This is a genomic window from Acinetobacter sp. YH12086 (assembly GCF_013419345.1).
GTDB lineage: Bacteria > Pseudomonadota > Gammaproteobacteria > Pseudomonadales > Moraxellaceae > Acinetobacter > Acinetobacter amyesii.
In genome coordinates this window covers 19,009-32,229 of the sequence record NZ_VPAF01000009.1, presented here as the reverse complement: position 1 = coordinate 32,229, position 13,221 = coordinate 19,009, and the positions used below count along the sequence as shown (strand labels likewise).

The window sequence follows — 13,221 nt, the reverse complement described above, 5'->3', positions numbered from 1 at the left end:
AGCTTAAAACAATTAAGCGGTTCTCTTTTTCAAATTACGCATTAATTGATTCAGTGTTTCACGGTGCTGAGATAGGCGTTGTTCAACTTGCTGGAATTCAAGTTTGAGTTTGTCATCCATTTGATGAATTTTTTCAGCAACTGCTGTTTTCTTCGCTTGAATTTCCTGTTCTTTTAATTTTGCCCAGTCATTCAAGGTTTGCGAAAACGCATCATATTCTTGAGAAATACGTTGTTTTGCTGTGGCGATGTCATCGGTCATATTCAGACCATAAATCGCAAGGTCTTGTTCAGCATATTTAAACTTCATTGCCAACTCAGCTTTTTTAATATTAAAGCTTGGAATACGGCGTAAGTTCTTTGCCAAACCTAATTTAGAACATGACCAAATTAGCCATTTAGTTGGGTCATATTGCCACCATTTCACACCATTACGGTAGTCGTATTGAAAAATGTGGTGATAGTTATGATAACCCTCACCCCAAGTAGCAATAGCTAGAACAAAGTTGTCGCGTGCTGTATTTTCATCAGTATACGGACGTTTTCCCCACATATGGCAAAGTGAGTTAATAAAGAAAGTTACGTGATGGCTTAAGATTAAACGCATTAAACCGCCCAATAATAGAACGCCCCACATATCACCTACAGCCCAACCAATTGGCAACAAAATAGCTGCGTGAACGGCAATCACTAGAGGGATGTAATATTTGTCTTGGAACATCACGACTTTATCTTTTAATAAGTCAGGTGCATTTTTATAGTTTGGTGCTGCTGCTGGATAATCACGAAGCATCCAACCAATGTGTGCATACCAAAAACCACGGTTGATTGAGTATGGATCTTGATCCACATCATCAACATGACGGTGATGTGTACGGTGGCCTGAAGCCCAAAATAAAATACTATTTTGAACTGCAAAAGTACCCATGAGCATTAAAATGATTTTTAAAGGCAAGGTTGCTTCATAAGCACGGTGTGCCCATAAGCGGTGATAACCTGCGGTAATACCTAAACTACTAACACCCAGTAAAACAAACATACTGATCCAAGCAGCGGCACTAAAATCATGATTAATGGCATATAACGGAATTGCAATAACTGCGACAATAGGTAAAAACACCAATGCAAAAATGGCAATCCAGTTCATTGGGGCTTTGGGTAGGGGAGCATTCATCTCCAACAGCACTCCTGAAACCTTGGGAGGTATAGATAGGACGAATCCCATTAAATTTTTAAGGGATTTTAAACGTACAGAATAGTAGCACGGGAAAACCCGTTTTCACCACTGTTATTGTACAGTTGTATTGTTCTAAACAGTAACATAATACGACTGAAGTTATTTGACTTTTTGTGGAGTAAAAAGATGCCAAAAAATCAGCAAATTTGTCAAAATAATCTGAAATTACTTATCAAATACTGCATCTGGGGCAGCTTTCTGATCAGTTGTCTTGGACTGATGGCTTGTCAAAATTCTCCTACACGGACAGTGACTACAAAGTTACACGGAAAATCACTGGGCAACAGTATTGAGCAGCCATTAAAACTTATTCGCGTGAACGATGGGATACAAGATATTCCATGGACGATTGTGAAAATCGCTGGACAAAAAGCTAAGTTCTTTCATCATCAACCTTATCTTCAGTTCAATTCGCAATTTCGCCAAATTCAGGGAAATACGGGATGTAACACTATCAGTGGCACTTATGTGATCGATACATTAAAACACAGCATTGATCTGAATGCCCGAGCAGGTTATTTCAGCTGTGATTCGGCTTTGGCTCAAGAGGCTGAACTTTCAGATGCCTTGCAAGCCGCAACACAATTCCAAATAAAAGGGAAACACATGACGATGCAAAACAGTCGGGGACAAACTGTATTGGTTTTGGAAAGAAAATAGACCGATTGAAATAGCGACGTGTTGATTGAGAAGTGAATTACACAAATCTAGGTGAACAAAGCAGCATTAAAAATGCTGCATCATTAATTTAGGATAGTCGGTAATTAAACCGTTGATGCCCCAATCTTTAAGCTGTTTAGCACGATCAACGTCGTTGACGGTCCATACACTCACATTTAATTTTGCCTGCTGTGTGGCCTGAATAATGTCTGAATTGGCAAGTTGGTTCATCCAACCGATTTGGATACAACCTAATTCAAGTGCTTGTTCAATCGCTTTAAATTTTACGTCCGTTTCAACCAAAAGCCCGCGTTTGAAGCCGGATTTTTTTTGTTGCAAAGCAAGATGAATTTTAGGGTCAAAACTGGTGATCACCGCGGAATGTTCGAAACCTTGGAGCTGTTGTTCCAAGGTTTCAGTCAGCGCTTCAGCTTCAGTCTGTGTCTTCACTGCTTTCACTTCGACTTCAATATGATCGAAGTTATGAATAATTTTGAGCGTTTGTTCGAGCAGTGGCGTCGGCTCAACTTTATTCCATTCTGACCATGTCACTGCATGGTTATACGGTTCTAACTCTTGTGAACTACATTCATATAGATGTTTATCTTGACCTGCCGTTCGCATAAATTGGTCATCATGCATGATCACTAGGGCACGATCTTTCAGTTGCCGAACGTCAAATTCGACCGCACGAATCCCTAAATCTTGAATATATTGGAAACCACCTAGGGTATTTTCAGGTGCTTCACCACGAGCGCCACGGTGACCGATTATGCGCATACGAGGCCTACAAAAAAGGATGTTAAGAACATAATGTCCTGTAAGCATGACAGGGAGATGACACTGTTATTTTGATCCGATCATCCTGAAATACAAGAATGATCGGACGAAATGTTTCGATTTATTTCAATGTAAAATAGACTTTTAATTGGTCAAAGGATTTGAGCAATTTTTGAATCCAAAAATTATTGATCAATCGTGTCGTTAATATTTTTCTGCCACAGCACCTCAGAACCACCTTCAGCGCGTTGTAATGTACGCGATGCGACAAATAACCAGTCTGAAAGTCGGTTCAAAAGCTGCAATGACGGTGCTTGAATGTTCTGGTCACGGTTATGTACAGCCATTAAACGACGTTCTGCACGGCGGCAAACTGCACGAGCTTGATGGGCAAAGCTGCACACCAATGTTCCTGATGGCAGGATAAAGTCTTTGAGCATTGGCAGCGCTTCATTCATACGGTCAATGTCATTTTCCAAAAACTCAATTGACACAGGTTGTACCAAGTTGAAGTTTGGAATGCAGACTTCACCGCCCAAATCGAATAACCAATGCTGAATCAGACTAAGAGATTTGTCCCAAGCTGCTTTGTCTTCAATGCTGCTAAGTGCAATCTGCGAACGCAGTATTCCGATACTTGAATTGAGTTCATCGACACCGCCTAGGGCTTCGATGCGTAAATCATCTTTAGCTACGCGAGAACCGTCGCCAAGACCTGTCGTGCCTGAATCGCCTGTGCGGGTATAAATTTTACTTAAACGGTGGCCCATTTTAATTGTCCATTTTTTGATTAAAAGTTGAATAAATCAGTGTGAAATTAATATCTAACTGTGATGCCAAAGGAAGCCAAACGGCCGCCGTTCATATAATACAAACCTGAACCATACGATGAGGTTTTGTATTCGACATCACCGATATTTTGTAAATTGGTAAAGACTTTGAGGTTGGGATTGATATTCCAAAATGCACTCATATCAATAGTGGCATAACCGGGATTGCGTGCCTGATAATCTACGGTATCTGACTTGGCATTCAAGGTTGCATTCATGCCATAAATGTCATTGCTCCAACCTGTAGTCAAGCTTAAATTCTGACGTGGGCGACGCTGTAAATCTTGTTTTTTCTCATCATCTTGTGCTTTCACATAATGATAGCTAAGTTTGCTTGACCATTCGCCATTTTGCCATTGCAGATAGGTTTCCACGCCTTGATAAACCGCTGTATTTAGATTTTCTAAAGTGTAATGAGGACCGTTCACAATCAGATGGTCGATTTTGGTATGGTACACGGATAGACCGGTACTTAGCCCATGATTCAGCTTTTGGTCGACGCCAATCTCATAAGAAATACTTTCTTCAGGCTTTAAGTTTGGATTGCCTGACCAGCTGTTATAGCGTTCATCTAAGGTTGGCGATTTAAACGCAGTACCAATATTGGCATATACACTGGTAAGAGGCAGTGCTTGCAGACGAATTGCAGCTTGACCAATGGTATGGCTGCCATACTTTGCATCGTCTTCTAGGCGAATTCCGAGCTGTGTATTAAGACCATCTTGATGATATTGATGCTGTAAGTAATAACCTGTGCTGCGGTTATCATCTTGATAAGCCGTGCCATAAGACACAATATCACCGCTGATTTTGCGGTGTGTAATCCCGCTTAAAAGCGTTTGCTTTGGCGTCAGCTCAAATTTGGAATAGATTTCCGCTTCTTGGGTTTTATTGTGTGTGAAGTCGGTGGTTGAGACCTGATCTAGCTCATCTTTAAACTGAGAAAGTCGAGCGTGCAGTTCTAAAGCAGGTAACAGATGCACTTCACCACGGAGGTTGATCATTTCATTGTTAAAGTCTTGCGCGACATTGCTGTAGTTCAAGCAGTTATAGTCTTTATCTTCATTGCTACAACTGACATAAAAGCTGCGACCATCGTTATGACTATAGTCCAATGAATATGCATGATTTTCTTGTTTTGATCCGACTTTTGCACTCCAGCCTTTTTGGTCATAGCTTGCTGTGCTCAGTTCATCTAAATCAAAAACTTTGGTGGCATCTGATTCTAAGCGTTGCCCTCGAATCTGTGCGTAATAACCATGTTTTGCGGCATCTGCGCCAATAATACTTTTATAGGTTTTGTGTTCACCCACTTCTGTACTGGCAAAGGCGATATTTTCTGAGGGCGTCTTGGAAATAATTTGTACCACACCACCAATCGCATCTGAGCCATACAATACAGAAGCTGGCCCTTTTAAAACTTCGATTTGCTGGATATCGGTAGTATCTAAAAACTGTAATGGCGCCATGCCTGATGTTGCTGAGTTCAAGCGCACGCCATCGCGCAGTACGAGGGTATGGTCGGATTCTGTGCCACGCACAAAAATGGAAGCCACTTGTCCTAAACCGCCGTTTTGCACCATATTGATAGATGCATCGTTACGCAGTAAATCACTCATTTGGGAAATAGGGGATTGCGCTATGGTTGCAGGTTCAATAATAGATATACGCGCAGGCACATTTTCTAATTTTTCTGCAGAACGTGTTGCTGTGACGACAATGGTGTCCATTTTAGGTTGTGCAATGAAATCTGCTGCAACAGACATTTGGGAGCTAAAAATACAAAGCGCAGATATGCCAGCTGCAAGCGCAGTCGGCTGAAAAGGAAAAGGCATACAAAGCTCCATGCATTTACCCCACGTAAATGATTGAGTGATAGAACACAGTGAGCAGGTATCGGACTGGCAAGGCATTGCTTGCACACCGTTGCGGGGGCAGTGTTGTGGAAACTTCCCATGCCAACTGTTGTGAATGGCTTAAGTATAGAGAACTCCGATTTATCGAACAATCGAACTATGGGGTATTTGAAGATAGGTACATATACAGCTTGACTTGCTGTGGAGCAGAAATTAATCTGCCTGCGCTTCAGGTGCTTCCTTAATTGAGAAGTGAAACTGGGAAGTCAGTCCAGCAGTATAGAGCTGTTGTTATCTGACACTGCCCCCGCAACGGTGAATCGTTATTCATAACGTAAGTCCGGAGACCGGCCTGATGCAGACCTATTCATAATGCGGCGGGCGTTATAGCGGGATTGCATGCTTTTGTCTGAAAAATGGCAAGCCATCGCTTACCCAAAAACCGCCACGCGTTAACCACTTTTATTTCGCACGGGCGGTGCGATCGGGGAATACAGCATGCATTCTTTCTCTAAGACTCTTATCGGGTCGCTTTTTGTTTTATCTCCACTTTCTGCTGCGATGGCAGAAGACCAAGTTCATCAACTTCCAGTCATTACCAACACGGTTGCCAATATTGTTGAGCAAGACTCACAAAAAACTTTGGCAGCAGTCACAGTCATTAATCGTGAAGAAATTGAACGTAAGCAATTTACTTCTTTACAAGAATTGCTTCGTACAGTGCCGGGCGTAACGTATACCAACTCTGGTGGTTTAGGTCAGCCAACCAGTATTTCAATTCGTGGTACAGGTTCTACTGCGGTATTGGTATTGGTGGATGGTCAAAAACTGGGTTCGGCAACTTCAGGCCAAACTTCATTTGAGCATTTGCCAGTTGATCAAATTGAACGTGTAGAAGTGGTCAAAGGTCCGCGCTCAAGTTTATATGGTTCTGAAGCTGTAGGCGGTGTGATTCAAATCTTTACCCGTAAAGGAACGCAAAATGGCGTAAAACCATTTGCTTCGCTCAAGTATGGTTCACATGAAACTTACGATGCAAATGTCGGTGTGAATATTCGTCAGGATAATTCTTGGGCGACGCTGAGTTTGGCTGGCTTGAAAACACAAGGTTTAGATGTAACGACTTTGCCGACTGAAACAGATAAAGATGGTTATAAAAACTATTCTGGGTCAATCAAAGCGGGTCATCAGTTTAATGATCAATTTGCAGCTGATTTTAATGTTCTCTATGTAAATGGCGAAACAAATTACGATAGTCCATATAACGTAAATCCTTATAACAAGGTGGAGCAAAATGTGTATGGCGTTGGCTTTAGCTATTCTCCTGTAGATCTTTGGAAAATGCAGCTTAAATTTGGCCGTTCAGAAGATAAATACGAAACCTTTAGTGCAGATAAATCAACTGGTGTATTTGATACCACAAAAGACAGCATCAGCTGGTTAAACACATTATCTTTCAATGCAAACAACACACTATTGGTGGGTGTGGATTACTTAAATGATCAAGTCGACAGCACCACCAATTACGATGAAAAAGAGCGTGATAATGTCGGTTACTATGCGCAATATCTTGGCGATTTTGGTCGAGTTAACCTACAAGCTGCTATTCGTTTAGATGATAACGAACAGTTTGGTGATCACACCACAGGCAATGCCGCTGTTGGTTATTCATTTAATGACAACTACAGCACTTTTGTTTCATACGGTACAGCTTTCCGCTCACCGACATTTAATGACTTATATTATCCGGGTTGGTCAAATCCAAATCTAGTACCTGAAGAGTCTGAAAACATTGAAATTGGATTCAAAGGGTCGCAATGGCTGAACTGGTCTGTTTCTACCTTCCATAATGAAATTGATAATATGATTTCAGGCGGAACCAATATTGCAAAAGCAAAAATTAAGGGTGTGGAAGCTGAGTTCGGACAGTCACTGGGCAACTTCACGTGGAACTTAAACTATACTTATCAAGAGCCTGAATATAATTCTGGGGCGACCAAAGGTAATCAAATTGCGGGTCGTGCAGGCCAATTATTGAATGTATCTGCAGATTATACGATGGATAAATGGACGCTAGGTGGCTCTGTACACGCAGAAGACCAGCGTTATAAGGATGCCGCTAATACAACAAGCTTTGGCAGTTTTGCGACAGCAGATGTACGTTTAACCTATCAAGCGACCCCTGAATTTTCTGTACAAGCCAAACTTGCCAATATGTTTGATAAAGAATATTACACCGTGTATGACTCATTTGATGACTATTACTACCGTCAAGACGGCCGTACTGCTTGGCTAACCTTACGTTATGCAATGAAATAATTGAATCAATTATTCAAAAAGCTCTGATCATTCAGGGCTTTTTATTTTTGCGCAGTAATCATGCTGAAAATCCACGCAATGCATGAAAATTGCATTACAATGATTCGCCTTCATATTCATAGATGGGCTATGAATAGGGCGGAGTTAGAGCCAAAACAACATGCGAACCCGTGCCAAAATCTGCGGAATTACACGTATTCAAGATATTCAATCTGTCGTCCAAGCTGGCGTAGATGCGATCGGATTTGTATTCTTTGCGCCAAGTCCGCGCAGTGTAACGGCAGTGCAGGCTGCTGAACTGATTCAGCATGTGCCGCCGTATGTGCAGACCGTCGGTTTATTCGTGAATGCATCGGCTGCAGACATACAGGATATTTTAAAAAATTCGCCTGTAGACATCCTGCAGTTTCATGGTGATGAAAGCCCTGAACAGTGCCAAACGATTGCGCAGTCCGTTGGGCGCCGCTGGTATAAAGCCATTCAGATGAAACCTGAACTGGATGTGATTGCCGAAATCCAAGCCTTTCAACAGGCTGGGGCAAGCGCCGTACTATTGGATGCATGGCATCCAGAACTGAAAGGCGGTACAGGGCATAGCTTTGACTGGGCACAGTTCCCAAAACTCGATATTCCTTTAATTTTGGCAGGCGGTTTAACTCCGACCAATATTGAAGATGCGATTCAGACCACAGGCGCTTACGCCGTAGATGTGAGTGGTGGTGTAGAATCGGCAAAAGGTATTAAAGACCAACAACTCATAGAACGCTTTATGCAAGGAGTCCATCGTGGATCAGCAAAATAAGATTGACTATACCCAATTCCCTGACGCACAAGGGCATTTCGGTATTCATGGCGGGCGTTTTGTGTCAGAAACTCTAATGGCAGCACTTAAGGACTTAGAAAAGCTCTATTTCCGCATGAAAGATGATGCCCAGTTTTTGGCAGAATTCGACCGTGACTTGGCGTATTACGTCGGTCGTCCTAGTCCTTTGTATTATGCTGAACGATGGTCGAAAGAGTTGGGTGGTGCGCAAATTTATTTAAAACGTGAAGACCTGAACCATACAGGTTCACATAAAGTGAATAACACCATTGGTCAGGCTTTGCTGGCTAAGCTTTCAGGTAAAAAACGTATTATTGCCGAAACAGGTGCGGGTCAGCACGGTGTAGCAACGGCAACGATTGCAGCGCGTTTAGGCCTTGAGTGTGTGGTGTTTATGGGGGCGGAAGACGTAAAACGTCAAGCCATGAACGTGTACCGTATGCGTTTATTGGGTGCGACTGTTGTACCTGTGGAAAGCGGTTCAAAAACATTGAAAGATGCGATGAACGAAGCAATGCGTGACTGGGTAACCAATGTTGACTCTACTTATTATGTGATTGGTACTGTGGCTGGCCCACACCCATATCCGCAATTGGTTCGTGATTTCCAATCGATCATTGGCCGTGAAGCACGTAAACAGATTCAAGAACAAGCAGGCCGTCTGCCAGATGCCTTGGTGGCATGTGTGGGCGGCGGTTCAAATGCAATGGGCTTATTCTATCCATTCTTAAATGATGAAGATGTGAAAATGTACGGTGTTGAAGCGGCAGGCTACGGCATTGAAACGGGCAAGCATTCTGCACCATTAAACGCAGGTCATGTCGGTGTACTTCACGGTAACCGTACGTACTTGATGTCAGATGATCAAGGTCAAATCATTGAAACACATTCAATTTCTGCAGGTCTAGATTATCCAGGTGTAGGCCCTGAGCATAGTTTCCTCAAAGATATGCACCGTGTGAACTATGTGCCAATCAATGACACTGAAGCGCTACAAGGCTTCCGTGATTTAACCCAAATTGAAGGTATTATCCCTGCATTGGAAAGCTCACATGCGATGGCTTATGTGACGAAACTTGCGCCGACCATGGACAAAGACCAAATCATTATTGCGACTGTATCAGGCCGTGGTGATAAAGACTTAATGACCGTTGCCCGCATTGATGGCGTGGAAATGGTTGAGATGTAAACTCCTTTAAACCTCTCCCTTTGGGAGAGGTTTGGAGAGGGTGAATTAAAAATCGCGAAGAAGTCATTCCGCGCGATTTTTTTTGGGCTGAAAATTTTATTAAGGCAAATCACTACAAAACTGATGCAGAATAAAAGTGTGAAATAAATCACAATACTGTGTAAATTTTATTGCTTTAGAAAGACTTTATAACAATGACGTTTACCCAATTGGTTCGTGCAGAATCCTTTCCAACCCATATTTATTGGCAATGGCGTGATACTTTTGCGCTGTGCATTCTTCCGCTGATCTTGTTCAACAGTTATGTCTTAGACCAATATTTTGGTGTTTCAGCTCAGGTTGCTTTGGGTGATTCGATCTTTCGCGGTATTTTATTTATTGCCGTGTGTTGGCTCTATAAAACGATGCTGTATACGCACTGGCAAAAGTATAAACAGGCCTTTTGGCGTTCAAGCCTGTTGGTGGTTGTCGGTGCAGTCGTCTTACAAGTAGTGATTTCTTTTACACGCAGTCTGTTGCCAGTGGGAGAGAGCATTGAAAAAGAATCGACCATTGATCCTAATACGATTGCGTTTTTTAGCTTGCTGATCATCAGCCTTGGGCCATTATTTACCGCTTTGCTTGAAGATATTATTTTCCGCTATACCTTGCTGCAAAAGCTGTTTGTACAGCCGTGTCTATGGCGAGTGATTTTGGTCTTACTGAACTCAATCTTATTCGGCTTGATTCATTATCATAATTTCGATGGCGATTTGATTGCGACCATCAGTTTTATGGCGGCAGGCCTATTTCTCAACCTCATCTATTTGTGGACGCGTAACATTTGGCATGTCTTACTCATTCATTTCGTTAACAATGCAGTACTATCGCTAGGCGGCGTGATTTTATTGAAATTGCTTCAGCCCTATGTGGGCAGTTGAAGTCAAAAATAGGGGGAAGATTGTGTCCAGTTTATTTATGGTGATGCTCGGCGGACGCCATCCAAGAGCAAATATTGAAGTGCATGACGTCATTCTTGCAGTGGGTAACGCATTAGAAGAGGTTTATCCGCAACTGAGAACGGCATGGTTTGGTGAGCAAAAAGGCTTACATATTGATGCTTGGGCACAAGTACATACAGTCAGCACTGAAAATCGACATTATCGCATCCAATTTTGTGATGCTGCGCCCCGAGCTGAAGATGAAAAATTATGGCTGATTAATCTCGGGGGATATGATGCTCGCGAATTTGGTGAATCACATCGTTATGTTTTGGTGACAGGACAAAATGCCAGCGTTGCAAAACAACGGGGCAAAGCTTTTTTTGAGTCACATTGGCAAAAACAACATACCGACCGAACCCTAGATGTCGATGATTGTATTGCGATTGATCATGTCTATGGGCGCTATATCGAATTGGTTGAAACGCCGCATAGCCAACAAAATTCATGGAAAAATGATTACATCTTAATAAATGAACATTTGTGATGATTAAGAGCTGAAATGTCAGCTTTTATATTTTTTTGTGATATTCGCCTGAAATCAGATGGATTGTCTTTTCAGGCGTTAAATAATAGGCATAATAACATTCAGGATTTAGACCTTAAACCTCAATGGAATGGCGTATATGGATTTAATACGGCCGAATGGACAGCCGCATTATGGGCGTTTTAGTGAACTTCCCAATCGCATCGATTTAAGTAAGTATGAATATAAGACACCGTATGGAAAACGACTTGAAGGTTGGCGTAAGCGTTTAAAATATAAAAAATTTAAATTTTGTTGTATTCAGCATGAACATTATACGATTGGTCTAGCAATTGCCGATATCGCGTGGGCGGGGCACGGTTTTGTCTATGTGTATGATCATATTACGAATGAAGTGTTGGAATGGAATTCGATTAATTTCCTGTCACGTAATACCGTTTTAGATGAACAACCTTTATTTAATCAAAGTCATTTTATTAAGTCAGGGATTCAACTGGATATTCAGCATGCCAATGGTGTGCGATACATTCAAATGTCAAAACATGGCGAACTCAAACTGAGCGCTCGAGTGTTTTGCGCAGGGACTGATCCGCTGAGTATGTGTAGCCCCACAGGGATTAATGGTTGGACCTATACTCAAAAATTGACGACGTTAGGGTGTGAAGGTTTCTTTATCAATAAGCAAGGCAAAACCATTCAATTCCATGACCGGACATTGGTGTCTTTAGATGATACCTGTGGTTTTCTTCGTCCTGAAACCGCATGGTTTTGGTTGTCGTGTAACTTTTGGGATAGTCAAAATCGACGCGTTGGGATCAATCTTGCCTCTGGTGTAAATGAAAGCTTTGGCAATGAAAATTGTCTGTGGGTCAATGGACATCTATATGCCATGTCTGATGTGCTGTTCCAGCAACAAGGCGATAATCAATGGAATATTAGTTCATTAGACAACAGCTTAAATTTGATCGTCAGCACAGGTTGGCGGCGCTATGAAAACCTGAATTTAAGATTGGTCGGTAGTCAGTTCAGTCAATGGCAGGCAAAAATTAGCGGTACAATTCAACGTGATGGCGAAGAAATTGTATTCTTAAATGAATATGGTTTACTTGAGCAGCACTATGCCAAATGGTGAGTGTAAGCCTATAAAAAAGCCGCAATCGATGCGGCTTTTTTATTCAGTTTTTATTTTGCAGCTTGCCAAAACACTTCAGCAGCTTGAATTGGATCATTGGTTTCTTCATAAGTTTTTAACCAAAGATCATAATTTTGCACAATGGGATGCTGACTCGGATGGAAGTCTTTTTTAAACCAATCTCGATATGGTTTGCTCATTCGGGTGAGGGTGCCATTTTTACCAAAGAACCACGGTAAGCCTTTCATGTTTAATTTTAAACGTTCAGTGAAGCTGAACCCGTCATGTTTCAGCATCACATTAGCACGGTATAAGGTAAAGCCGAGCATCAATCCACTGGTCCAAACCAAAGTGAATTTCTTTAAATTTTCATCGACCTTAGCCACATCTTTCATCACATCAAAAGCCACATCGCGATGTTCCATTTCTTCTATCGCATGCCAAATAAATAATGCACGGACATAAGGATGCGCAGATTCTAGTACGGACTTTTGGCTACAGAACGTTTCAGCCATCAGCGCAGTCAAATGCTCGGCAGAAGCCGTCATGGCAATGTTGTATTCAGGTGAGCGCTTGCTCAGTTCAAATTTAAAAATTTTATTTAGACGTTTAATGAACGCATCGACAGGCATGCCTTGTTGTTTCATCAACATATTCATTTTGTCATGCGCCATACCGTGCTGCGCTTCTTGACGAATAAAGTCAGCGACACGTTGCTGTAAATCAGGGTCTTGAATTTGACTGCGGAACAGACGTACAGATTCAATAAAATAGCGCTCGCCATCAGGAAAGGTCAGGCTCAAGGCATCAAACATACGAGTTAAAAAGGGGTCTCCGCCAAACCAATAGCGCGGGATTTCTTCTAACTTAAAATTCAGTTTTGTGCGAACAATAGGTTCGACTTGATATTTGACGATAGCATTCATGAT

12 protein-coding genes and 1 riboswitch are annotated in these 13,221 nt (G+C 42.0%); of the genes, 7 read left to right on the top strand and 5 right to left on the bottom strand.

Going from position 1 to position 13,221, the window contains the following annotated elements; genetic code table 11:
- Nucleotides 1–12: 12 nt before the first annotated feature.
- Complete coding sequence (locus FTU29_RS11105; RefSeq protein ID WP_180024534.1) at nt 13–1,173, bottom strand: acyl-CoA desaturase; 1,161 nt, start codon at nt 1,171–1,173, stop codon at nt 13–15.
- A gap of 189 nt (nt 1,174–1,362) precedes the next feature.
- Between FTU29_RS11105 and FTU29_RS11100 the strand changes: the two genes are divergently transcribed.
- Entirely contained in the window at nt 1,363–1,896 is a 534-nt protein-coding gene (locus FTU29_RS11100; RefSeq protein WP_180121855.1) for an META domain-containing protein, read from the top strand.
- 66 nt (nt 1,897–1,962) lie between these two features.
- Here FTU29_RS11100 and FTU29_RS11095 read toward each other — a convergent pair whose 3' ends face one another.
- The 3 genes from FTU29_RS11095 to FTU29_RS11085 form a co-directional block, all read right to left on the bottom strand.
- Nucleotides 1,963–2,676, bottom strand: a complete 714-nt coding sequence (locus FTU29_RS11095) for a glycerophosphodiester phosphodiesterase (protein ID WP_180078781.1) — start codon at nt 2,674–2,676, stop codon at nt 1,963–1,965.
- A gap of 185 nt (nt 2,677–2,861) precedes the next feature.
- Complete coding sequence (locus FTU29_RS11090) at nt 2,862–3,446, bottom strand: cob(I)yrinic acid a,c-diamide adenosyltransferase (protein WP_180121853.1); 585 nt, start codon at nt 3,444–3,446, stop codon at nt 2,862–2,864.
- Nucleotides 3,447–3,493: 47 nt separating this feature from the next.
- Entirely contained in the window at nt 3,494–5,341 is a 1,848-nt protein-coding gene (locus FTU29_RS11085) for a TonB-dependent receptor plug domain-containing protein (RefSeq protein ID WP_373423614.1), read from the bottom strand.
- 235 nt (nt 5,342–5,576) lie between these two features.
- Nucleotides 5,577–5,733, top strand: a riboswitch (cobalamin riboswitch).
- Between the two features lie 127 nt (nt 5,734–5,860).
- Between FTU29_RS11085 and FTU29_RS11080 the strand changes: the two genes are divergently transcribed.
- The 6 genes from FTU29_RS11080 to FTU29_RS11055 all read left to right on the top strand — a co-directional run bounded on the left by FTU29_RS11080 (nt 5,861) and on the right by FTU29_RS11055 (nt 12,292).
- Entirely contained in the window at nt 5,861–7,681 is a 1,821-nt protein-coding gene (locus tag FTU29_RS11080) for a TonB-dependent receptor domain-containing protein (RefSeq protein WP_180121849.1), read from the top strand.
- Nucleotides 7,682–7,841: 160 nt separating this feature from the next.
- Complete coding sequence (locus FTU29_RS11075) at nt 7,842–8,483, top strand: phosphoribosylanthranilate isomerase (RefSeq protein ID WP_180085477.1); 642 nt, start codon at nt 7,842–7,844, stop codon at nt 8,481–8,483.
- On the top strand, nt 8,467–9,693 hold the full coding sequence (trpB, locus tag FTU29_RS11070; RefSeq protein WP_180024528.1) for a tryptophan synthase subunit beta: 1,227 nt from the start codon (nt 8,467–8,469) through the stop codon (nt 9,691–9,693). Before FTU29_RS11075 ends, trpB begins: the two co-directional genes overlap by 17 nt.
- 194 nt (nt 9,694–9,887) lie before the next feature.
- A complete protein-coding gene (locus tag FTU29_RS11065; protein WP_180085475.1) occupies nt 9,888–10,613 on the top strand; it encodes a CPBP family intramembrane glutamic endopeptidase in 726 nt (241 codons plus the stop codon).
- A 22-nt stretch (nt 10,614–10,635) separates the two neighbouring features.
- On the top strand, nt 10,636–11,160 hold the full coding sequence (locus tag FTU29_RS11060) for a DUF1543 domain-containing protein (RefSeq protein ID WP_180085473.1): 525 nt from the start codon (nt 10,636–10,638) through the stop codon (nt 11,158–11,160).
- A 139-nt stretch (nt 11,161–11,299) separates the two neighbouring features.
- Nucleotides 11,300–12,292: a DUF2804 domain-containing protein gene (locus FTU29_RS11055; RefSeq protein ID WP_180022405.1), complete on the top strand. Its 993-nt coding sequence runs from the start codon at nt 11,300–11,302 to the stop codon at nt 12,290–12,292.
- A gap of 50 nt (nt 12,293–12,342) precedes the next feature.
- Here the strand turns inward: FTU29_RS11055 and FTU29_RS11050 are convergent, their stop codons facing one another.
- A complete protein-coding gene (locus FTU29_RS11050) occupies nt 12,343–13,218 on the bottom strand; it encodes a metal-dependent hydrolase (RefSeq protein WP_078191325.1) in 876 nt (291 codons plus the stop codon).
- Nucleotides 13,219–13,221 lie beyond the last annotated feature (3 nt).